Source organism: Methylobacter luteus IMV-B-3098, from assembly GCF_000427625.1.
In the GTDB taxonomy this organism is placed as follows: domain Bacteria; phylum Pseudomonadota; class Gammaproteobacteria; order Methylococcales; family Methylomonadaceae; genus Methylobacter; species Methylobacter luteus.
The window spans coordinates 2,454,444-2,473,823 of sequence record NZ_KE386569.1; the positions used below are offsets into that span (position 1 = coordinate 2,454,444).

At 50.9% G+C, this 19,380-nt stretch carries 22 protein-coding genes; 6 read left to right on the plus strand and 16 right to left on the minus strand.

Translation table 11 applies throughout. The features are described 5' to 3' along the window. Window positions 1-2: 2 nt before the first annotated feature. From METLU_RS0113275 to METLU_RS0113320, 10 genes are all read right to left on the minus strand, one after another. Window positions 3-251, minus strand: a complete 249-nt coding sequence (locus tag METLU_RS0113275; protein ID WP_027158633.1) for a phosphopantetheine-binding protein — start codon at window positions 249-251, stop codon at window positions 3-5. After that, window positions 241-1,023, minus strand: coding sequence for a lysophospholipid acyltransferase family protein (locus METLU_RS0113280; protein ID WP_027158634.1), 783 nt, complete (start codon window positions 1,021-1,023; stop codon window positions 241-243). Before METLU_RS0113280 ends, METLU_RS0113275 begins: the two co-directional genes overlap by 11 nt. Continuing rightward, entirely contained in the window at window positions 1,020-1,751 is a 732-nt protein-coding gene (locus tag METLU_RS0113285) for a beta-ketoacyl synthase chain length factor (RefSeq protein ID WP_027158635.1), read from the minus strand. Before METLU_RS0113285 ends, METLU_RS0113280 begins: the two co-directional genes overlap by 4 nt. A gap of 124 nt (window positions 1,752-1,875) precedes the next feature. Continuing rightward, entirely contained in the window at window positions 1,876-2,676 is an 801-nt protein-coding gene (gene trpC / locus METLU_RS0113290) for an indole-3-glycerol phosphate synthase TrpC (protein ID WP_027158636.1), read from the minus strand. A 5-nt stretch (window positions 2,677-2,681) separates the two neighbouring features. After that, on the minus strand, window positions 2,682-3,704 hold the full coding sequence (trpD, locus tag METLU_RS0113295; RefSeq protein ID WP_027158637.1) for an anthranilate phosphoribosyltransferase: 1,023 nt from the start codon (window positions 3,702-3,704) through the stop codon (window positions 2,682-2,684). Then, entirely contained in the window at window positions 3,667-3,969 is a 303-nt protein-coding gene (locus METLU_RS25350; protein WP_027158638.1) for a DUF2442 domain-containing protein, read from the minus strand. Before METLU_RS25350 ends, trpD begins: the two co-directional genes overlap by 38 nt. Then, window positions 3,929-4,168 carry a DUF4160 domain-containing protein gene (locus METLU_RS0113305; protein ID WP_027158639.1) on the minus strand — a complete coding sequence of 80 codons (240 nt, stop codon included), beginning with the start codon at window positions 4,166-4,168 and terminating at the stop codon, window positions 3,929-3,931. The genes METLU_RS25350 and METLU_RS0113305 overlap by 41 nt, the downstream gene beginning before the upstream one ends. A 100-nt stretch (window positions 4,169-4,268) precedes the next feature. Beyond that, complete coding sequence (locus tag METLU_RS0113310; protein ID WP_027158640.1) at window positions 4,269-4,859, minus strand: anthranilate synthase component II; 591 nt, start codon at window positions 4,857-4,859, stop codon at window positions 4,269-4,271. Next, the gene (trpE, locus tag METLU_RS0113315) at window positions 4,856-6,343 is read right to left on the minus strand and encodes an anthranilate synthase component I (protein ID WP_027158641.1); all 1,488 of its coding nucleotides are present in this window, start codon (window positions 6,341-6,343) and stop codon (window positions 4,856-4,858) included. Before trpE ends, METLU_RS0113310 begins: the two co-directional genes overlap by 4 nt. A gap of 11 nt (window positions 6,344-6,354) precedes the next feature. After that, on the minus strand, window positions 6,355-7,041 hold the full coding sequence (locus METLU_RS0113320) for a phosphoglycolate phosphatase (RefSeq protein ID WP_027158642.1): 687 nt from the start codon (window positions 7,039-7,041) through the stop codon (window positions 6,355-6,357). Between the two features lie 148 nt (window positions 7,042-7,189). Here METLU_RS0113320 and METLU_RS0113325 point away from each other — a divergent pair, with 148 nt between their 5' ends. Further along, window positions 7,190-8,062: a fumarylacetoacetate hydrolase family protein gene (locus tag METLU_RS0113325; RefSeq protein WP_027158643.1), complete on the plus strand. Its 873-nt coding sequence runs from the start codon at window positions 7,190-7,192 to the stop codon at window positions 8,060-8,062. Between the two features lie 36 nt (window positions 8,063-8,098). Here METLU_RS0113325 and METLU_RS0113330 read toward each other — a convergent pair whose 3' ends face one another. Continuing rightward, window positions 8,099-9,538 carry an ATP-binding protein gene (locus METLU_RS0113330; protein WP_027158644.1) on the minus strand — a complete coding sequence of 480 codons (1,440 nt, stop codon included), beginning with the start codon at window positions 9,536-9,538 and terminating at the stop codon, window positions 8,099-8,101. After that, a complete protein-coding gene (locus METLU_RS0113335) occupies window positions 9,538-10,203 on the minus strand; it encodes a response regulator (RefSeq protein ID WP_027158645.1) in 666 nt (221 codons plus the stop codon). The genes METLU_RS0113330 and METLU_RS0113335 overlap by 1 nt, the downstream gene beginning before the upstream one ends. A 351-nt stretch (window positions 10,204-10,554) precedes the next feature. Between METLU_RS0113335 and hemW the strand changes: the two genes are divergently transcribed. The 3 genes from hemW to METLU_RS0113350 all read left to right on the plus strand — a co-directional run bounded on the left by hemW (window position 10,555) and on the right by METLU_RS0113350 (window position 14,669). After that, entirely contained in the window at window positions 10,555-11,697 is a 1,143-nt protein-coding gene (gene hemW / locus METLU_RS0113340; RefSeq protein WP_081679101.1) for a radical SAM family heme chaperone HemW, read from the plus strand. 255 nt (window positions 11,698-11,952) lie between these two features. Further along, window positions 11,953-12,588 carry an orotate phosphoribosyltransferase gene (pyrE, locus tag METLU_RS0113345; RefSeq protein WP_027158647.1) on the plus strand — a complete coding sequence of 212 codons (636 nt, stop codon included), beginning with the start codon at window positions 11,953-11,955 and terminating at the stop codon, window positions 12,586-12,588. A 134-nt stretch (window positions 12,589-12,722) separates the two neighbouring features. Then, window positions 12,723-14,669, plus strand: coding sequence for a dynamin family protein (locus METLU_RS0113350; RefSeq protein WP_027158648.1), 1,947 nt, complete (start codon window positions 12,723-12,725; stop codon window positions 14,667-14,669). A gap of 70 nt (window positions 14,670-14,739) precedes the next feature. On the opposite strand, the gene trmB is transcribed toward METLU_RS0113350, so the two are convergent. The 3 genes from trmB to aroG are packed head-to-tail and all read right to left on the minus strand — an operon-like array spanning window position 14,740 to window position 17,544. Beyond that, a complete protein-coding gene (trmB, locus tag METLU_RS0113355) occupies window positions 14,740-15,429 on the minus strand; it encodes a tRNA (guanosine(46)-N7)-methyltransferase TrmB (RefSeq protein WP_027158649.1) in 690 nt (229 codons plus the stop codon). 52 nt (window positions 15,430-15,481) lie between these two features. Then, on the minus strand, window positions 15,482-16,459 hold the full coding sequence (gene thiS, locus METLU_RS0113360) for a sulfur carrier protein ThiS (RefSeq protein ID WP_027158650.1): 978 nt from the start codon (window positions 16,457-16,459) through the stop codon (window positions 15,482-15,484). 14 nt (window positions 16,460-16,473) lie between these two features. Beyond that, window positions 16,474-17,544, minus strand: a complete 1,071-nt coding sequence (gene aroG, locus METLU_RS0113365) for a 3-deoxy-7-phosphoheptulonate synthase AroG (RefSeq protein ID WP_027158651.1) — start codon at window positions 17,542-17,544, stop codon at window positions 16,474-16,476. A 105-nt stretch (window positions 17,545-17,649) separates the two neighbouring features. On the opposite strand from aroG, the gene METLU_RS0113370 reads away from it, so the two are divergent. After that, entirely contained in the window at window positions 17,650-17,868 is a 219-nt protein-coding gene (locus METLU_RS0113370) for a hypothetical protein (RefSeq protein WP_027158652.1), read from the plus strand. A gap of 120 nt (window positions 17,869-17,988) precedes the next feature. On the opposite strand, the gene METLU_RS0113375 is transcribed toward METLU_RS0113370, so the two are convergent. Next, window positions 17,989-18,501 carry a hypothetical protein gene (locus tag METLU_RS0113375; RefSeq protein ID WP_027158653.1) on the minus strand — a complete coding sequence of 171 codons (513 nt, stop codon included), beginning with the start codon at window positions 18,499-18,501 and terminating at the stop codon, window positions 17,989-17,991. A gap of 272 nt (window positions 18,502-18,773) precedes the next feature. Here METLU_RS0113375 and METLU_RS0113380 point away from each other — a divergent pair, with 272 nt between their 5' ends. After that, window positions 18,774-19,376, plus strand: coding sequence for a peroxiredoxin (locus METLU_RS0113380; protein ID WP_027158654.1), 603 nt, complete (start codon window positions 18,774-18,776; stop codon window positions 19,374-19,376). Window positions 19,377-19,380 lie beyond the last annotated feature (4 nt).

Here is a 19,380-nt window from a genome sequence, read left to right on the forward strand (position 1 = left end):
CCTCAACGGCGCACCGATTCAATATAGTCTGCCAGTGCCGAAACCGAAGAAAAAATCTTCGCGACATCGTCTTTTTCGGCATCGATTTTTACATCATACTTCTTTCGGATCGCCAGCCCCAATTCCAGGGCATCGATTGAATCCAGACCCAGACCGTTGTTAAACAGCGGCTCATGACTGTCGATGTCGTCGATGCTGATATCCTCCAGATCCAGTGCATCGATGATCAACTGTTTTAATTCATTTTCCATAGTATTTATAGACTTCTCTCTGTTGCGTAAAATAGTCTTGCAGATAGTGATTCAACCGGCGCACGGCGATGGATTTCGAACTCGCGCCGGTAAATTCGTCCAGCGCTATATCATCGCCGACATGCATGGCCAGATGAAAGCGCCGGTAAGGAATCCGGTACCAGGGTTCGGCTTTTGTCAGCGTGCTGGGGTAACACGAAATCGTTACCGGCGTGAGGATCCTGCCGGCCTGTATCGCGATTGCGGCCGCGCCGCGCTGAAACCGGTAGGCCTTATCCGGCGCCGACCGCGTGCCTTCCGGGAAAATAATCATCGACCCGCCCGCCTTAAGCCACTCGATGCACTCGGCGATCATTTTTTCGGGATCGCCGTTGCTGATATAGCCGGCATTGACGATAGGCCCGCGCATAAACGGGTTGCGCCATAACGAACCTTTGACGATGCAGCTGGCTTCCCTAATCCGGCTGATCAGGAACACGATATCGACCAGAGTCGGATGGTTGGCAATGATCAATTGCCCCGGCCGGTTCAGTTTTTCCAGGCCGACGATTTCATAGGTCATGATGCCGAGCCGGTGCATCAGGCCGATGAAGGCATAAAAGCTGTAATGCACCACACGTTGCCCGCGGCTGGTTTTCCGCCGCCGCGTGCCCGGCAATGCCGACAGCATCGGAAACACCAGCAGCCATAACAGCAGGCCGCCCAGGCCGAAACTGAAAAAGCTGAAGCCTGTGGCAAAAAGACGCCAGCCATACCGGATTTTTGCCGTCATCGCTTATGCCAGCTCCAACTATGTTTTTGGTTTCCCAGGGTCAGCGACTTCTGACCGGAGGCCAGAAACTTCGCAAACGCCAGCAACTGCACTGGCTGTTCGCCATCGTCGCGCACTTCGGGCGACCGATAGAACTGCATCGCCAGGCCAGGCCCTGCCGCCGCGATCTTCAAGGCCAGCGCGCAAGGCACATCGATGTTCAGCTTGAACGGTTCAAACGGAAAAAAATCGGGCAGCGGCTCATCGTACAAAACCAGCAAAACCTCGTCCCTGCCCTCGCTCAGCATGCCGGCTGCCTCAATAAAAGCCGCGGCAATGCCTTCCATGCCCGGCGCCAGAACTGTGCTTTCCTGCTGATTGTCGTAAACGATCGAAAACAGCCCCGAAATGGCATTATGGACGGACAGGCTGAAGGCTGTCGGCGACAGTTCCTCGCCCGCGTCTATGGTCTTGAGCATCCGGAACGATTTGCCGATTTCGCCGTGCGTGGAACTGAATACCGTCGGCACCTGCTCACCGGCCTTGATGCAGTGGTCGGCGGCATGAAACACGGCTTTCGCCAGCAGGTTCAGCCGGCGCTGCAACATTTTCGGCACCGAGGCCGGCGCTCCGGGCAATTCCGCTGACATCGATTTCTGTCCCGCACTCCATGCCTGCCAGTCATCGGAACTGCTCAACCCCGGCGCCCAGGCGCCCCAGTCGCGCAAAACAAAATCAGAAACGATCAACTTAAACCTGCATGCAATTATTCAACTAAGATAGCGGGGCGGCGCCAGGAGCCGCCCCATGCTCTGTTTGACATAAACCACGATAAGATCCGGCGCCGAAGCGCGGCTTCAGGATTTACAGCACTTATAAGGAAAACAACTCGCGCATTTTCTGTCCGGGACTTTCGGCGCGCATAAACGCTTCGCCGACCAAAAAGGCATAAATATCGTTGTCGAGCATCAGGCGCACATCGTCCTGCGTATGGATGCCGCTCTCGGTAATGATCATGCGGTCCGTCGGTACCTGGGCTTTCAATTCCAGAGTCGTTTGCAATGTCGTCTCGAACGTGCGCAGGTTGCGGTTGTTAATGCCGATCAGTTTGGTATCGAGTTGCAACGCGCGCGCCATTTCGACCGCATCATGCACTTCGACCAGCACGTCCATGCCCAGCTTCGTGGCCGTGTCCGACAATTCCTGCATCTGGCTATCGGCCAGCGCCGCCACGATCAGCAGAATGCAGTCCGCGCCCAGCGCGCGGGCTTCGTAAATCTGATACGGATCGATCATGAAGTCTTTTCTCAGCACCGGCAGCGGGCAGCGCTCCCTGACCATTTGCAGATACACTTCCGAACCCTGGAAGAATTCCTTGTCGGTCAGCACCGACAGGCAGGCCGCGCCATTCATGGCGTAGTCCTGGCCGATCGCGACCGGCTGGAAATCCTCGCGGATCACGCCCTTGCTGGGCGAGGCCTTTTTGATCTCGGCGATAATAGCCGGCTTTCTGGCCAGCACCCTGCTCTGCAGGGCGTTATAGAATCCGCGCGGTCTTTCCATGCCGCCGGCAATGTCTTCGAGATCGGCGACAGGCATGCGCAATTTGCGATGAGCTACCTCTTCCTGTTTCTTATCAAGGATTTTTTTCAGAATATCGGGCGTATCGGTCATGGTTTTCAGTTGGTTAATGTTTTTGAATAGGCGATCAACGCATCCCATTTCGCGCGCGCCGCGCCGCCGGCAATGATCTGTTCGGCTTTTTCCACGCCGGCTGCCAGCGAATCGGCGATATCGGCCGCGTAAATCGCCGCGCCGGCATTCAGCGCCACGATATCGCGGGCAGGTCCTGGCCGGTTGTCCAGCACCGATTCAACCATGGCCAGACTGGATGCCGTGCCATCGACGGCCAATTCGGCGAGACTGGCGCGCTGCAAGCCGAATTGTTCGGGCGTCACCGTATAGGTCGTGACCTGGCCGTTTTTCAGTTCGGCAACGCTGGTAGCGGAGGCGATGCTGATTTCATCGAGCCCGTCATCGGCATTGACGACCAGCACATGCCGGCTGCCGAGTTTCTTCAGGACCTGCGCCAAGGGCTCCAGCCAGTCTTTGGCGAAGACGCCGATGAGCTGATTCGGCGCGCCGGCCGGGTTCGACAGCGGGCCCAGCAGGTTGAACAGCGTCCTGACGCCCATTTCCCGGCGCGGGCCTATCGTGTATTTCATGGCGCCATGATGTTTTGGCGCGAACAGAAAGCCGACGCCGATTTCGTTGACGCAGCTGGCGACCTGCTCGGCCGTCAAATCGAGATTGACGCCGGCCGCTTCCAATACGTCGGCGCTGCCGCAGCTGCTCGAAACGGAACGGTTGCCGTGCTTAGCCACCCGCCCGCCGGCCGCAGCGACGACGAACGCACAGGTCGTGGATATATTGAAAGTATTCGCGCCGTCGCCGCCCGTGCCGCAGGTATCGATGAGATGCTCACACCTGACAGGGACTTTGCCGGCCAGTTCGCGCATAACTTCCGCCGCGGCCGCAATTTCATCGATGCTTTCGCCCTTGCAGCGCAAGGCGATCAAAAAACCGCCGATCTGCGCATCGGTCGCGCCACCGCTCATAATCAGGCGCATGACGGCGCGCATCTGATCGGCGCTCAGGTCTTGTTTATCGAGCAGTATCTGCAGGGCTTTCTGGATTTGCATTATGTTTTTTTGCTTGCAAAGGAAAACGTTCCGGATGCCGGATAATTTCCAGATCTAAATCAACATCGATATCCGGCCAGTAAAAATGACCGGGCCTGGGCTCCTCAACATTGAGTATGGCCTTAATGTTTTGATCCTTAAACCAGGGAAAATCATCGTAAGGCATGAATAATTCTTCATGATGCGTGAGCATCCATATGCCATTGCTGGAAATATGCGTAATTTCAACTGCCGAAATGTTGTTGCCAGGCGTTAATGAGTTCATTGTAGTGACCTTCGACAAGTGATTCGATTTCTTTCAACTGCTGCCTTGAATAATGATAGTTCTTTGCCAATTCAATTTCCGGCTCCAACCAAAATTTAGCCTCTCCGTCGCCTGAAACAATATGGACATGCATTCTCGGTTCTTCTCTGGAAAAGAAAAAGAATCGGTAACCGGCCTCTTTGAATATGGTTGGACTCATCGTTAAAAGTAATATCGTGTAATACTGGTTTCTTCAATTTCCTTAAACTGCGATTGGAGCTATTTACGACGCTCTCACACCGGCACATGGAAACGAACAATCACCGCTCCAGAAAATTCCTCAACATATCATGCCCATGCTCGGTCAGAATCGACTCGGGATGGAACTGCACGCCTTCGATATCGAACTGTTTGTGCCGCACTCCCATGATTTCGTCGATATTGCCGGCTTCGTCCCGGGTCCAAGCCGTAATTTCCAGACAGTCAGGCAAGGTCGCCTGCTCTATCACCAGTGAGTGATAGCGTGTCGCCGTGAAGGGATTGTTGAGCCCTTTGAAGACGCCGACATCGTGATGGTAAATCGGCGAGGTCTTGCCGTGCATGATGCTTTTGGCGTGAATGATGTTGCCGCCGAACGCATAGCCGATGCTTTGGTGGCCCAGGCAGACGCCCAGGATCGGATATTTGCCGGCCAGCTTCAAAATAGCTTCGACCGAGACGCCGGCTTCCTTGGGCGTGCACGGTCCCGGCGAGATAACGATCTTGTCGGGTGCCAGTTTGTCGATGTCGGCCACGCTCACCTGGTCGTTGCGCACGACCGTGACATCGGCCCCGAGTTCGCCGAAGTACTGCACCAGATTGTAGGTGAACGAGTCGTAGTTATCGACCATGACGACTTTGACTGCGCTCATGACTGCTCTCCTTCCAGACCGGCTTCGGCCATGCTGACGGCGCGGAAGATGGCGCGGCCTTTATTCATGGTTTCATCCCACTCGTTGCGGGGGATAGAGTCGTAAACAATACCGGCGCCGGCTTGTATATGTAAGGTTTGATCTTTTATCACAGCGGTTCTGATTGCAATAGCGGTGTCGAGATTGCCGGACCAGGCGATATAGCCGACGGCGCCCGAATAAATGCCGCGCTTGACCGGCTCCAGCTCATCAATGATTTCCATGGCGCGGATTTTCGGCGCGCCGCTGACGGTTCCGGCCGGGAAGGTCGCCGCCAGCACGTCGAAGGCGTTTTTGCCCGGCTGTAGTTGCCCGGTCACGTTGGATACGATATGCATGACGTGCGAATAGCGTTCGACGATCATTTTATCGGTCAGCTTGACGCTGCCGATTTCGGCGATGCGGCCGGTGTCGTTGCGGCCCAGATCGATCAGCATCAAATGCTCGGCCAGCTCCTTCGGGTCGGCCAGCAGTTCCTGTTCCAGCGCCAGATCCTGTTCCGCCGTCGCGCCGCGCCGACGTGTGCCGGCGATCGGGCGCACGGTCACGGTATTGTCTTCGAGCCGCACCAAAATCTCCGGCGATGAACCGACGATATGGAAATCGCCCAGGTTCAGGTAATACATGTAAGGCGACGGATTCAGGCAGCGCAGAGCCCGGTACAGGTTCAGCGGCGAGGCCGTGTAGGGAATGGACAGGCGCTGCGACAATACGACCTGCATGATGTCGCCGTCGGTGATGTATTCCTTGGCTTTCAGCACGGCGTCTTCAAAGCCCTGCTGCGTGAAACCGGAGACAAAGTCCGCCTCATCGACTTTTCTGGGCGCTCGGTGGTTTTCAGGCTTGGCTTTCAGCTCGCGCAGTTTGACGGCCAGATCGTTCAGGCGAGATACGGCGCGGTCATAGGCGTCGTGTTCCTCGGGATTGGCATGCGTCAGCAGCAGCATTTTGCCGGACAGGTTATCGAACACGAGCATGTCTTCCGAGACCATCAGCAGAATATCGGGATTGCCCAGCGGGTCGCTTTTGGCTGGCCTGCGCAGGCGGGGCTCGATATAGCCGATGGTCTCGTAGCCGAAATATCCGACCAGGCCGCCGTTAAAGCGCGGCAGATCGGCCAGGTCAGGCACTTTATAGCGCGCCTTGAACTGCTCTATCCAGACCAACGGATTATCGTGCGTCAGCGTTTCCAGCAGTTCGCCGTTGTTCTCCAGCGTGATCCGGTTGCCGGTGACTTTGACGATGGTTTTGCAAGGCAGTCCGATGATCGAATAACGACCCCATTGTTCGCCGCCGTGCACGGATTCGAATAGATAGGAATAAGGGCCATCGGCTAATTTCAGATAGGCACTCAAGGGTGTATCCAAGTCAGCCAGAACCTCCCGACTAACGGGAATACGGTTATAGCCCTGCCGCGTATAGTGATTGAATTGTTCTGGGGTCATTATTGGTCTGTTTAACTGCGCCCTGCGCATTCGCTATAAAATAAATCGACAAGCTCGACAATGGTCTGGATTTGATAATCGGCATTCAAATCCTCGATACTGTATTTTCCTGCATATCCGTATGACACTGAGGCGGTCTTAAAACCCGCCGACCGTCCTGCCCGCATATCATTGATCGAATCGCCGACCATGACAGCTTTGGCCGGTTCAATGTCAAAGTGTTCCGCTGTCTTCAGCAACGGCAACGGATCCGGTTTCATTCTTGCGAACGAATCGCCACAAGCGATGAAATCAAAATACTCGGTCATGCCGGTTTTTACCATCAACGGCTGCGTAAAACGCTTAATTTTATTAGTAATGCAGGCCAGTTTGAAACCTTTTTCTTTCAATTGCTCAAGGCCATCCATGACGCCCGGATAGATAATGCTGCGCTCATAAACATGGGCTTCATACAGATCGGCGAACAAAGCCAGCGCCCCGGCCAGATTTTCAGGGTCGGCCGCGGGCTCCATCTGTCCCGTCAAGGCTCTTTTGATCAGCATGACTACGCCGTTGCCGACCCATTGCTCAATTGCGGCTTGGGGGTGTTGCCGCATGCCCAACCCGGCCAGCATTTTATTGATCGCATCGGACAAGTCGGGCGCGGAATCAATCAGCGTACCGTCCAGATCCAGCGCTATCAGTCGCATCGGTGTCATTGGCAATCTTCTTTAGCCCGTCCGGCCAATCCGCTGCCGGTTATGTTCTGGAAACAATATATTAAAATGATTCATTATATCTTTTTTTTGCCGCCAACTCTTCGTTATACAATAGCCCCCCTCAAAATCATACAGGAAAGCTATACCAATGAAACTGGTGACCTTCACTCACAAAAACGAAACCCGAGTAGGCGCGGTCATTGATCAGGCCGTCGTTGACAGCCGAGGCGACAGCTCAATTCCAACAACCATGATTGAATTCCTGGCGTCAGGCGCGGCCGGTCTGGCGGCCATGCAGCAGCTGATAGCCAGCGGCAATCACCGGATTCCACTGAGTGAAGTCAAGCTGCAGGCGCCGGTGCCACGGCCCGGTAAATATCTGGCGGTCAGCCTGAACTATGCCGATCATATCGAAGAAACCGGTTTCGAGAAACCCGAATATCCGACGTTCTTCACGAAGCAAGGCAGCTGTGTCATTGCCCATAACGACGCCATTTACCGGCCCAGGGTTTCCGATAAACTCGATTATGAAGGCGAGCTGGCTCTCGTCATCGGCAAGCGCTGCCGTCATGTGCCCGTCGATAAGGCTCATCAGGTCATCGCGGGGTTCACCATCGCCAACGATGTCTCGGTGCGTGACTGGCAGATCCGCTCGCCGACCTGGACCTTGGGCAAATCGTTCGACACGGCAGGCCCTTTAGGTCCGTGGATCGTCACGTCCGATGAAATCGGCGATCCGCATAATCTGAACCTGAAAACCTGGATTGACGATGAATTGCGGCAGGATTCCAATACCCGGCACATGATTTTCAACTGCTACGAAATGGTCGCTTATTTGTCGCAGGCCATGACGCTGGAACCCGGCGATGTCATTGCCACAGGCACACCTAGCGGCGTCGGCGTAAAAATGAAGCCGCGCGGTTACATGAAACCGGGACAAACGGCCAGAATCGAAATCGAAGGTATCGGTACGCTAATCAATCCAATCATCGAAGAACCGGACAATCTGGCTGTCTATTAAAGTTAAGGCATTGGCGGCCGTTAGGCCGCCAATGCCTTAACCCGGGCTTTTTCTGGTATTGAAAAAACCCAATTTCCTGGCTCGCCTGCGTTCGACCGGTTTTCGCGGCAGAGGAAACAGCACGGTGACTTTGAGCCCGCCAAATTGAGATTCTCCGAGACTCAGCTCGGCACCGTGAATCAGGGCGATTCGCTGGGCAATGGAAAATCCGAGGCCGCTGCCTTTCGCATGATTGGCCGTTTCGATGCACCGATGAAACCGTTTTAGCGCGACTTCATACTGATCAGGCGCAATCCCGGGCCCTGAATCCTCGACACACAGCAACAAATGCCTTTCCTGCCCCGACACGCCGATCCTGATCAGACCGTGAGCCGGCGTGTATTTGATGGCGTTATCGATCAGATTTTTGACCAGAATATTGATCAGCTGCGCATTGCCGATAATCGGTACGGCGTTATCCTCGATAAATTCCATGCGAATGCGTTTTTTATGCGCTTCCGGCTCCAGGTCTGTGACAATTCGCACAATCTCACAGCCGAGCACGGTCGTCTCTTTGGATAAAAATTCGGTTCCGGATTCAATGCGCGAGAATATCAGTAATTGCTGCACCATATCGGTCATGCGAAGTACGCCTTGCTCTATGCGCCCTAGCGCCTGGCGGCGCGTTAATTCATCGTCGGTTTTCAGCGCGACCTGCGCCTGGGTCAACAAGCCCGCCAGGGGAGTTCTCAGCTCATGAGAAGCATCGGCCGTAAATCGGCGTTCATGCTCAAAAGCCCGTTCAAGCTGTACAAACAGATTATTCAGCTCATTAACCACGGGCACGATTTCTATGGGCAGTTTCTTGACCGATAAAGGTTTTAAATAACTGGCTTCGCGTCTGGCGAGCTGCTGCGTTAATTGACCAAACGGCTTCAAGGCTCGTCCGACGATAAGCCAGATAGCCAATCCCAGAAACGGCAAACCGATCAGAAACGGCTTGATCAGATGCCGGGAAATGTCATCCATCAACTCCGTGCGGATATCATCGCGTTGTCCGACATGGATGATGTATTCATTTTTGTCTTCGGAAATGCTGAAGACATGCCATAGGTGGTTGTTGATAAGGGTTTTGCTATAGCCATTCTGCGAGATCGATAAAGGCAGGGGCGGCGCGCTTTCGGAGCGAAGAATCAAACCTTCGTCCTTATAGATAAGCTGAAAAGCCAGTTTCCGTTCATAGCGATGATTGAACACCTTGGTCGGCTCAAACATTTCCGACTTGTCCAGATCCCACAATTCATACAAAGAACCGGCATACAACAGATGGCCGACAAATGAATTCAGGGCCCGTGCGGATTGCGCCAAATCCGCATCAAAAAGCTCCGCCACTTCAGTGCGAATTTGCTTGTAACCTTTATAGGCGGCAATGCCCCAAATCAGCAATAACGCGGAAAGCAGCGTGAACAACAACAATTTTCGAAGCGAATAACTCATTAATCTTCATCAATGTCAATAATATAGCCGACACCTCTGACAGTACGGATAATCGACGATCCCAATTTTTTTCTCAGGTAATGAATGTGAACCTCGACGGTATTGCTTTCTATATCGGAATCCCAGGAATACAGACTTTCCTCGAGCCTGGCGCGAGACACAACCCGGCCTATATTGCCCATCAGGAAACTCAGTATCTCGAATTCTTTTTGCGACAGATCCACCTTTTCGTCATTAAAAGTGACCAGATGCGATGCAGGGTCCAGCACGATGCCCCGATGTTCAATCTTGGGCGCACCCCGACCTTCATTGCGTCTGGCCAGAGCTCTCAGGCGTGCGCAGACTTCGTTTAAGTCAAACGGTTTGATCACGAAATCATCGGCACCGCTGTCGAGGCCCAATATTCGGTCAGGAATCGTATCTTTAGCCGTCAAAACCAGCACCGGTGTTTCGTCTTTACGGCTTCTCAAAGCCCTCAAAATCTCCAGGCCATCCATATCGGGCAAATTCAGATCCAACACGATCAGCTCATACGCGTTAACTTTCAGAGCCTCATCGGCAAGTTTTCCGTTAGTCAGCCAATCAACGGCATAGCCTTCCATTTTTAAACCGGCTGTCAGGCCGTCGCCCAATATTTCATCATCTTCAACTAATAAAAGTCGCATATACTCTACATTTCAGAATAGTTAAACGTCTGCCGGTAATGCTCATACAGAAAACCCACCGAGATTACGACCGACACTACAAGTTTACAGGAGTCCAGTCATTGGACTCACAATCACAACAATTACCCCAGCATTTAAGAATTAAACTGTCCGGTTCACAAGATGCTGCCGAGTATGAAATATATAAGTCCCCGAAAACTAATAAAAGTTCCCTCTATTCAATAGAAGCGCGCATTCATTCAGCGCTGCGGCTGTAAAAGCATCGGTATTCTTTTCATAAAATCCGGCTCCGTTCATCGACAATCGTATTATGTTAAACTGATTGCTTTCAAACTGAATTTAACGATTGCCTTGCCACCACTCAGCTTATACATTCACATTCCCTGGTGTATCAAAAAGTGTCCTTATTGTGATTTTAATTCACATGCAGTTAAAGCCGACACGCCTGAAATCGAATATATTGATGCGCTACTGAACGATCTGGCCCTGGATCTACAGCTGTACGGCATCAGCCGGCCTGTCAGCAGCATTTTTATCGGCGGCGGAACGCCGAGCCTTTTTTCACCGGAATCCTTCCATCGCTTGTTGACAGGCATAACACAACAAGTTGCATCGACCGATAACCTTGAAATCACCCTGGAAGCGAATCCCGGTACTTTTGAAATCAACAAATTCGCCGAATTCCGGTCACTGGGTATTAATCGCTTGTCGATCGGCATACAAAGCTTTAACGATACGCTACTACAAAAACTGGGACGGGTTCATTCGGGCAAGGAAGCCATGCGGGCAGCTGAATGCGCCCATCAGGCCGGATTCGATAATTTTAATCTTGACCTGATGTTCGGCTTGCCGGATGCCGGCCCCGACAGCAGCAAAGCCGATATTGAAACCGCTATAAACCTGAATCCTACGCATATTTCCTTTTATCAGTTAACGCTGGAACCTAACACTTACTTTCATAAATTTCCGCCCAAACTGCCCAATGATGAGGTTATCTTTGGTACGCAACAAGTCTGTCAGGCCTTATTGGCCGATCATGGCTATCAGCAATATGAAGTTTCAGCCTACAGTCGGTCCAGCTTTCAATGCCGGCATAATTTGAATTACTGGCAATTTGGCGATTATCTGGGCATAGGCGCCGGTGCTCATGGCAAGCTATCACTGGCGTTGCCTGATCGGATCATGCGCACGTTCAAGCCAAGAAGTCCGGAGCAGTACCTGCGCGATACCCATAAAAACGGCGGTACCGACATAATTGCCAGAGCGGATTTGCCTTTGGAATTCATCATGAACCATCTGCGTCTTAAACAGGGATTTACTGTGGCGAGCTATGAAGCAACTACGGGTCTTGCCATTGATACGCTTGAACCCGCCTTATCGGCGTGCTTGAAGCAACACTTGGTCATCAACCGCAATGATCGCTATTATTGCTCGGAAAAAGGATGGAATTTTCTGGACAGTGTTTTGGAAAAGTTCTGTTCACTGCCAGACTGATAAACCAGCGCCCCGTCTCGCCCCCGGCAGGCACACCAAGTTCATGCCGGAAACATGATCAGCTTTTTACTTAATTGCCGTTTGAGAAAATTAATATTAATTTTGTTTTATAATTCGTAATAAAATCACTCACTATTCCTTAAAAAGAAACAATTTATCATCTAACCTATGCTTAATGACTATAACGGCTCAATATTATATCTTCCTTAACTGAGCTTAATAACAAACCGCAAACTCTTCATCCCATAAAAGTATATGCTTGATTATCAAAAAGACTTTATTTCCTATGCGCTGGATTGCGGCGTACTCAGATTCGGCGAATTTCAATTGAAATCAGGCCGCATCAGTCCTTATTTTTTCAATACCGGATTGTTTAATACCGGCGCCCAACTGGGCAAGCTGGGCCAATTTTACGCGCAGGCCTTGCTTCAATCCGGCCTTAAACCGGATATTCTTTATGGTCCCGCCTACAAAGGCATTCCCTTGGTCAGCGCGACCTCTATCGCCTATGCCGCGTTAACAGCCAACGATATCCCTTTCGCCTTCAACCGCAAGGAAGCAAAGGATCACGGCGAAGGCGGCATGCTCGTAGGCGCGCCGCTGCAAGGCCGGGTCCTCATTCTTGATGATGTCATTACGGCCGGCACCTCGGTCAGAGAGTCCGTGGAAATTATCAGGCAAGCCGGAGCAACGCCGGCTGGCGTATTGATCGCCTTGGACAGACAGGAAAAAGGACAAAATGAAATTTCAGCCATCCAGGAAGTCAGCGAACAATTCAATATGCCTGTTATATCAATCATCACTCTGGATAATATTATTGAATATTTAACCGCCAATGCCGGCAATCAACTCGATGCGATAAAAGAATATCAGCGGCTTTACGGCATTTAACTCATGAGACATCTGCTCTAGAAAAAAGATATCCGAACCTAACAGTTCCCGAGATATCGACTACACTTAGTCAAAATCTATTTTTAATCTGATGTTTCAATAACAAGAAGAATCGCATTAGTAAAAGGCTTGCCATGAGTAATCTGGAATTTAAAGAGCAAATGCACGAATATTCGCAATGGCGTGCAAAACTGATACAGGCTATAGAAATGTATCATCAGTGGCGTAATCGCTATGGCATGAATGACGCCCATAGTACGGATATTATTTTGAATATCCTGACGGGTCTGGAGTCGGACCGCATTACTCTGGCCTTTGTTGCTGAATTTTCGCGCGGCAAAACGGAACTGATCAACTCGCTGTTCTTTGCCGAGACCGGGCTCAGATTACTGCCATCTTCGCCTGGCCGCACCACTATGTCGCCAACGGAACTGTTTCATGATGAAAAAGGCGGCAGTTACATCCGCTTATTGAATATTGAAAGCCGGCTTGAAGATCTTTCCCTGGCCGAGTTTAAAAAGAAGCCCGAATGCTGGCACCATATCGATCTGGACTGCAACTCGCCGACCCAAATGCAGGAAGCTTTTAAAGAACTGGTCGCGACTAAACTGGTAGACCGTGAGCTTGCGGACAAACTGGGGTTATGGAACGAGCGCGAAGCAGCGGAACAAGGCATCATCAACCCTGAAAAAGTCGAAATACCCTGCTGGCGCCATGCCTTGATCAGCTTTCCCCACCCTCTGTTGCAAGAGGGCTTGGCAATTCTCGATACACCGGGCTTAAATGCCTTGGGTACGGAGCCTGAATTAACCCTGAGCATGCTGCCCAGGGCGCAAGCCATTGTTTTCGTGCTTGCTGCCGATACAGGCGTCACAAAGAGCGATATGGAAATGTGGCGCAGCCATGTTTGCAGCACACGCGGCTCCAGCAAACAAGGACTGGCCGTGGTTATGAATAAAATCGACGCCATGTGGGATGACCTGGCCGGAGAAAATGGCTATGAAACATCCATTCAATCGCAAGTCAAAAACTCGGCGTCTATTTTAAAAATAAACGAAGAGGTCATTTTCCCGGTCTCCGCCAAACAAGCCTTGCTGGCCAAAGTCAAAAATGATGCGGCATTACTCGAGAAAAGCCGTTTGGCCGTATTGGAAAACTATCTTGCCAATAATATTTTGAGGCAGCGGCGCAGCATCCTGATGGATACTATTGTTCGAGACATGGGCTTTTTGATCAGTGAATCATCCAATTTAACGAACTCTTCCTACACCAACGCCGTCAGCCAACTTGAGGAATTCAAGAAAATTGACTTTCAAAATCAGGATATGACGGGCAAGTTGATGGCCGAAACGCGAGACAGGCAAAACGTCTATCTGGCCAATATCGAGAACTTCCAGGCCAGCCGTCGGGTTTTCAGCGTGCAGGCCAAGATGCTGGTTGATTCATTCGGCAAGGAAAAAATCGATGCCGTTATCAAAAGGACCAAGAACGACATGTCCAAGAGCCTGACGACTTATGGCATGAAGCAAAACATCCGGAAACTGTTCGATGAATTGCGCGATCTGCTGCAGGATTCCGTGGACATTACCAATGAAACGCGCCGTCTGGTGAAAGCCATCCATAAAAAATTCAAGGACGAATACGGCTTTCAGGAGATCGAGCCGCAACTATTCTCCATCAAGCAATATCAGTTTGAACTGGAACAGATCTTTGAAGAAGGCGAAGCATTCCGCACCAGCACCAAAACGACCATGACCGAGCAAAGCATTGTCATCAACAAGCTTTATAACACGCTCATCGCCAAGGCCAGAAACATCCTGGCTCAGGCGCATACCGATGCGGCGGTCTGGAGCAACAGTGTTTTAACGCCACTTATGCATCAGATCAAAGATCATAAAAGGCAGATCGAAAGCCGTCTGCAAATGCTCAGAAAAATTAACGAATCAAAGGGTAACGTTGCTGAAAGCATCGCAAGCCTTGAAGCAGAACTGGCGCCCTTGAAACGGCAACGCGATGAACTGGCTATCATCATTAAATCAATGCAGCTGGATGCTCACTCATTAGCGAAAACCGAACACTGATAACTTGCTCTTTTAAACGATTTTGCCCGTTATCGCCTGAAAGCATTGACGAGCAAAATCAAGCCGGGCCTTAAGCTCGCCTGAAAATCAGGTCCCAGACTCCGTGGCCCAACCGCAGGCCGCGCTGCTCAAATTTGGTTAATGGGCGATAGTCAGGGCGCTCGCAATAATCCGCCCCGTTGCCGGCATTGACCAGCCGGCTTTCTGCCGATAAGACTTCCAGCATATGCTCGGCATAATTCTGCCAGTCCGTTGCCGCATGGAAGTAGCCGCCGGACTTTAATTTCTTGGCCAGCAAATCGACAAAACCGGGCCTTACGATGCGTCTTTTATGGTGCTTTTTTTTCGGCCAGGGATCGGGAAAAAACAAGTGCACGCCGGCCAGACTGTGATCGGCAATTTTATTCTCCATAACTTCTATGGCGTCATGGCAGTAAACCCTGACATTGCCGATGCCCTGCTGCGCAAGTTGCAGCATCAAATGCCCGACACCGGGCCGGTGAACCTCGATGCCGATATAATTGATCCCGGGATTGGCAGCCGCCATCTTGGCCAGACTCTCGCCATTGCCGAAACCAATCTCGACACAGAGAGGCGCATCACGTCCGAAAACCTCGGCAAAGTCATAATCGGCTTGCGGGTCCAGCCCGTAAACGGCCCAGTAATTGTCCAACGCGAGCTGCTGCCCTGGCGTGATGCGGCCTTGCCGACGAATAAAACTGCGAATGCGCTGCGGGAAATTTTGTTCAGGAAAAATCATATCAGGATAATGCGGAAATACCGTCCGGGGCGAACTTTGCCGCCCCGGCAAATCAGAAAAACAAACCGTCGATAGGCGATGAGGCAGAAGCAAACCGCTTTCTGGGCATACGCCCGGCCAGAAAAGCTTCCCGGCCGGCCTCGATACCTTTCTTCATGGCTGAAGCCATCAGTACCGGATTTTTTGCCGCGGCGATGGCCGTATTCATCAAAACGCCGTCACAGCCCAACTCCATGGCTATGGCAGCATCTGACGCCGTGCCAACGCCGGCATCGACCAGAATAGGCACCTTGGCGTTTTCGACAATAGTCAGAATATTATAGGGATTGCGCACGCCCAGTCCCGACCCGATCGGAGCCGCCAGCGGCATGACCGCCACGCAGCCGATCTCTTCAAGTCTTTTGGCCGCAATCGGATCATCGTTGGTATAGACCATGACGTCGAAGCCGTCCTTAACCAGTAATTCGGCGGCGATATACGTTTCGGCCACATCGGGAAACAGGGTTTTCTGATCGGCCAGAACCTCCAGTTTAACCAGCTTGTGCCCACCCAACAATTCCCGGCCCAGGCGACAGGTTCTTACCGCGTCTTCGGCCGTATAACAGCCGGCCGTGTTGGGCAAAATCGTGTATTTATCCGGCGAAATGACGTCCAGCAAATTCGGCTCGCCAGGGTGCTGGCCGATATTGGTGCGGCGAATGGCGACTGTCACAATTTGAGCGCCGCTGGCTTCAATGGCCAGTCGGGTTTCTTCAAGGTCCTTATACTTGCCGGTACCGACCAGCAGTCTTGACTGATACGCCCTTCCCGCGATAACAAATGAGTCATCCTGGCCGCCGCCAATGGCATGGACGATTTCCAGGCGGTCGTCAGCCTGCAACGCCTGCGTGCCGTGTTGATCAAACGGCAAAATTTCTTTATTCAATTCAACGGCGATTCTTTTGCCTGTTAAACCCATGTCAGCTATTACATCGGCTACATGCGAGTTTTCAGCAACCTCACGGATTTCGCCATTTACATAAACAATCATGTATAAACTCCGGCTTAATTCTCTATAGTTCTGCGTTTCTGTACCGCGATGGCAAGATCTTCCAACAGCTGCACCGTATCTTCCCAGCCCAGGCAGGCATCGGTGATGCTTTGCCCGTATATTAATGGCCGCCCCTCAAACACATCCTGCCGGCCCGGCTTAAGATGGCTTTCTATCATAACGCCCATGATCCGGCGATCGCCGTTCGCTATTTGCCCGGCCACATCCTCGCCTACAATAAGCTGGCGCTGGCATTGCCTTAAGCTGTTGGCATGACTGAAGTCGATCATGATATTCGGTCTGAGATTAGCTTTTTTCAACCCTTCCGCTACCTTCTCGACACTGACGGCATCGTAATTGGGAGCATCATTTCCGCCTCTGAGAATGATATGCACGTCCTCATTGCCGGTGGTTGAAAAGATGGCCGAATGCCCGGCCTTGGTCAGCGACAGGAAATGATGCGGACTCATGGCCGCACCTATCGCATCAATGGCGATCTTGATCGTACCGTCTGTGGCATTCTTGAATCCGACTGGGCAGGACAGGCCTGAAGCCAGCTCGCGGTGAACCTGGCTTTCGGTGGTTCGAGCGCCGATGGCGCCCCAGGCAATCAAATCTGAAACATATTGCGGCGTAATCAGATCCAGGTACTCGGTCGCCGCCGGTATGCCAGCAGTATTCAAATCGAGTAATAATTGCCTGGCGACGCGCAAACCTTTATTGATGTTAAAGCTGGAATTAAGATCCGGATCGTTGATCAGGCCCTTCCAACCCACGGTCGTGCGAGGTTTTTCAAAATAAACCCGCATCACGATCGACAAGTCATCTTTTAATTCATCCTTAACCGCTTTCAACCGTCGCGCATACTCCTTGGCGGCATCCGTGTCATGAATGGAGCAGGGCCCCACCACCACCAGCAGTCTGTCATCCTGACCGGTCAGTATCTTGTGAATATCTTCCCTTGCTCGCAGAGTCGTTTGTGCCGCCGCTTCGGTAATAGGCATTTCATCATGCACCTGAACAGGCGCAATGACTTCTTGAGTGGCACAAATTCTCAAGTCGTCAGTATTGTATTTCGTTTGCATGGGAGCTGTAACCAGGGCTTTATAACTGGATAAAATATTGTAACTTTTTCATTTTAACCGTTTTTATCATCTTTTTGTTAGTTTTTGCTATTAGAATGATGGGATATGGCTAAGTCAGGCTGGATCAGCCCCATTGTAATGAAAAACACGGATAGAAATAATATTCTCAAGCGAGTGCGGGGTAGCAAATCAGACAGCGTTTGCGGAAATACTGGCGCACTGAATGCTATCAATGAATGGAAATTCAAAAAACAATTGACGGAGTACCGGCAGAGACAGCGTATCGTTGCGGGTACTACAGTTTATATTATAAGAAATAGCTGAGGCTGCAGCTCAAACAGGCAGGCTCTGGCTCAACATTGCTTATTTGCAAAAGGTTCAAGACATGCGAGCGGATTGAAATCAGCCGCCCGCATTAACTGCAAAAAATCACTCAAAATATACTTATAGAACAACGCTCAGATTCTCGTCATCATACAAGCGTGTTTTTTTCCAGCCATTGAATTTGCTGTCATAAAAAGTCAGATCGTTATCGATGGCATATTCATAACAGCTTCTAAACAGCCGTGCTGTCCGAAATGCATGCAATTCATCATCGGCTGTCACTTTTTCTATATTGCCAACCTGAAAAGTCTTGTTCCTGGATTTGCCGTTGCTGACCCAAAAAACGGTATAGCACAGATAACTTTTATCTTTTCTGTGGTCATATTTGATGGTTCTGGATACGCCGGTAACACCGGTCGTGGTTTTATTTTTAGGCGGTTTGAGAAAGCGGGTCTTGCTGCCCTTTAATACCACCAGCATTTGGTCGCGCCAGGTGATGGCGGCCTTTAAAGATTTACCTTTGTTTCCCCACAATTTATGCGAAAAATAACGGCTGCTCTCTTTACCGCGCCTTACTATACGTACCTGAAAACCAAACACATCTGGCTCAGTAATATGTTTATGTTTTGCCATGGATTTAAACTCGTCAAACGAATTGCTAATTAAATTTAACAGCCAAACTAGGCAGCCAAATTTTTGTCTCTTTGAAGTATCAAGCTTTTCTTATTTTTTTGTAAGCTGATGATTACAAATTATCGCTAAAGTTCAAATAAAAGCAAGTAAAAATCATAACAATATAGACAATTCCCGACTAATTTAGTGTAGAATAAATTTATTCCACTCTTTCGGTGGTTAATGACGAGTTAATAACCTTTTGTTTTTCATTGTTTTTTTGGAGATAATCGATGAGCGTACTAGTAGGTAAACAAGCACCCGATTTTACAGTTCCCGCTGTTTTAGGTGATGGCCAAATAGTTGATTCATTCAGCTTTTCAGAAGCCACTAAGGGTAAATATGCTGTATTAGTTTTCTATCCATTGGATTTTACATTTGTTTGTCCAAGTGAACTGATCGCTTTAGACCATCGTATTGATGAGTTTAAAAGTCGCGGTGTGGAAGTGATCGCCGTCTCTATTGATTCCCATTTTACTCACAACGCATGGCGCAACACACCAGTCAACAAAGGCGGTATCGGTCCTGTCCGTTACACTATGGCGGCTGATTTGTCTCATGCCATCGTTAAAGACTATGACGTGGAAGCTGACGGCGCTGTTGCTTACCGTGGTACATTCCTGATCGACCGCAACGGCATCGTTCGCCATCAGGTTGTGAACGATCTGCCTTTAGGCCGTAACATGGATGAATTGCTGCGTATGGTTGACGCCCTTCAATTCCATGAAGAACACGGCGAAGTTTGTCCGGCAGGCTGGAACAAAGGCGACACAGGTATGAATGCAAGCCCGACCGGCGTTGCGGAATATCTGGATAAAAATGCTGAAAAACTGTAAGAAC

Coding starts and splice junctions, on each gene's coding strand:
- METLU_RS0113275 (WP_027158633.1), bottom strand. CDS start 251: ATGGAAAATGAATTAAAACAGTTGATCATCGATGCACTGGATCTGGAG.
- METLU_RS0113280 (WP_027158634.1), bottom strand. CDS start 1,023: ATGACGGCAAAAATCCGGTATGGCTGGCGTCTTTTTGCCACAGGCTTC.
- trpC (WP_027158636.1), bottom strand. CDS start 2,676: ATGACCGATACGCCCGATATTCTGAAAAAAATCCTTGATAAGAAACAG.
- trpD (WP_027158637.1), bottom strand. CDS start 3,704: ATGCAAATCCAGAAAGCCCTGCAGATACTGCTCGATAAACAAGACCTG.
- METLU_RS25350 (WP_027158638.1), bottom strand. CDS start 3,969: ATGAACTCATTAACGCCTGGCAACAACATTTCGGCAGTTGAAATTACG.
- METLU_RS0113305 (WP_027158639.1), bottom strand. CDS start 4,168: ATGAGTCCAACCATATTCAAAGAGGCCGGTTACCGATTCTTTTTCTTT.
- METLU_RS0113310 (WP_027158640.1), bottom strand. CDS start 4,859: ATGAGCGCAGTCAAAGTCGTCATGGTCGATAACTACGACTCGTTCACC.
- trpE (WP_027158641.1), bottom strand. CDS start 6,343: ATGACCCCAGAACAATTCAATCACTATACGCGGCAGGGCTATAACCGT.
- METLU_RS0113320 (WP_027158642.1), bottom strand. CDS start 7,041: ATGACACCGATGCGACTGATAGCGCTGGATCTGGACGGTACGCTGATT.
- METLU_RS0113325 (WP_027158643.1), top strand. CDS start 7,190: ATGAAACTGGTGACCTTCACTCACAAAAACGAAACCCGAGTAGGCGCG.
- METLU_RS0113330 (WP_027158644.1), bottom strand. CDS start 9,538: ATGAGTTATTCGCTTCGAAAATTGTTGTTGTTCACGCTGCTTTCCGCG.
- METLU_RS0113335 (WP_027158645.1), bottom strand. CDS start 10,203: ATGCGACTTTTATTAGTTGAAGATGATGAAATATTGGGCGACGGCCTG.
- pyrE (WP_027158647.1), top strand. CDS start 11,953: ATGCTTGATTATCAAAAAGACTTTATTTCCTATGCGCTGGATTGCGGC.
- METLU_RS0113350 (WP_027158648.1), top strand. CDS start 12,723: ATGAGTAATCTGGAATTTAAAGAGCAAATGCACGAATATTCGCAATGG.
- trmB (WP_027158649.1), bottom strand. CDS start 15,429: ATGATTTTTCCTGAACAAAATTTCCCGCAGCGCATTCGCAGTTTTATT.
- thiS (WP_027158650.1), bottom strand. CDS start 16,459: ATGATTGTTTATGTAAATGGCGAAATCCGTGAGGTTGCTGAAAACTCG.
- aroG (WP_027158651.1), bottom strand. CDS start 17,544: ATGCAAACGAAATACAATACTGACGACTTGAGAATTTGTGCCACTCAA.
- METLU_RS0113370 (WP_027158652.1), top strand. CDS start 17,650: ATGGCTAAGTCAGGCTGGATCAGCCCCATTGTAATGAAAAACACGGAT.
- METLU_RS0113375 (WP_027158653.1), bottom strand. CDS start 18,501: ATGGCAAAACATAAACATATTACTGAGCCAGATGTGTTTGGTTTTCAG.
- METLU_RS0113380 (WP_027158654.1), top strand. CDS start 18,774: ATGAGCGTACTAGTAGGTAAACAAGCACCCGATTTTACAGTTCCCGCT.